Raw genomic sequence first — 1,158 nt, 5'->3', positions numbered from 1 at the left:
CGGGCTCGATCGCGGCGTTGCGGAGCTCGGTGACGCCCGTGGCGAGGACCGACGAGAGCAGCACCTGCTCCGTCGCCCCGACGCTCGGGTACGGCAGCTCGATCTTCGCGCCCCGGAGACCGTCCGGCGCGGTCAGGTGGATGCCGTTGACCTGCTTGTCGACGACCGCACCCATGGCGCGGAGGGCGTCGAGGTGGAAGTCGATCGGGCGGTCGCCGATGCGGCAGCCGCCGAGGTCGGGGATGAACGCCTCGCCGAGCCGGTGCAGCAGCGGGCCGCAGAACAGGATCGGGATGCGGCTCGAGCCGGCGTGGGCGTCGATCTCGGCGAAGTGCGCCGACTCGACGTTCGACGGGTCGAGGATGAGCTCGCCTCGTGCAGGATCGGTGATGCGCACGCCGTGCACCTCGAGCAGCCCGCGGACGACCTTGACGTCGGAGATGTCCGGGACGTCCTTGAGGATCGACGGGGTGTCACCGAGCAGCGACGCCACCATGGCCTTGGTCGCGAGGTTCTTCGCCCCACGGACCTCGATGCGTCCCACGAGCGGCTTGCCCCCGCGGATGACGATCTCGTCCGACTTGAGGCCCACGCGCGCCCCTGCGGCCGCTGCGTCCTGTACGAGAGAGTTCACTACTTCACCGGCAATGTCTTCGGCCGCCATCTGGAGCGGCGGGATTCGAACTCCGTGATCGAGGTCTCGTCACGGAGGGTGAGCCCGATGTCGTCGAGCCCTTCCATCAACCGCCAACGAGTGTAAGCGTCGATCTCGAACGGGACGTCCACCTCGCCGAGCGACACGCGCTGGGCCACCAGGTCGACGGTCGCCTCGATGCCGGGGTTCGCCGCGATCTCGGCCCAGAGCCGCTCGACTTCCGGTTCGGTCACGATCGCGGTGACGAGGCCCTGCTTGCCCGCGTTGCCCTTGAAGATGTCCGCGAACCGGGGCGAGATGACGACCCGGAAGCCGAAGTCGCGGAGCGCCCAGACGGCGTGCTCGCGCGACGACCCGGTGCCGAAGTCCGGTCCGGCGACCAGCACCTTGGCGCCCTGGTACGCGGGCTGGTTCAGCACGAACTCGGGGTCCTGACGCCAGCCGGAGAACAGGGCGTCCTCGAAGCCGGTCTTCGTCACCCGCTTGAGGTAGACGGCGGGGAT

Annotated in this window: 1 protein-coding gene and 1 pseudogene; both read right to left on the bottom strand. The window is 69.3% G+C overall.

From position 1 onward, the window contains the following. Nucleotides 1-634: pseudogene (locus I5E_RS12670) on the bottom strand (UDP-N-acetylglucosamine 1-carboxyvinyltransferase); the annotation flags it as partial. Continuing rightward, nucleotides 634-1,158 (bottom strand): 3-isopropylmalate dehydratase small subunit (gene leuD, locus I5E_RS12665; protein ID WP_042723848.1); only part of this gene is annotated, 525 nt, incomplete at its 5' end. The pseudogene I5E_RS12670 and the gene leuD, both read right to left, overlap by 1 nt.

This window comes from Curtobacterium sp. B18, from assembly GCF_000333375.1.
Lineage (GTDB): Bacteria > Actinomycetota > Actinomycetes > Actinomycetales > Microbacteriaceae > Curtobacterium.
The sequence above is the reverse complement of the archived record's forward strand: the minus strand, read 5'-3'. Positions and strand labels throughout refer to the sequence as shown.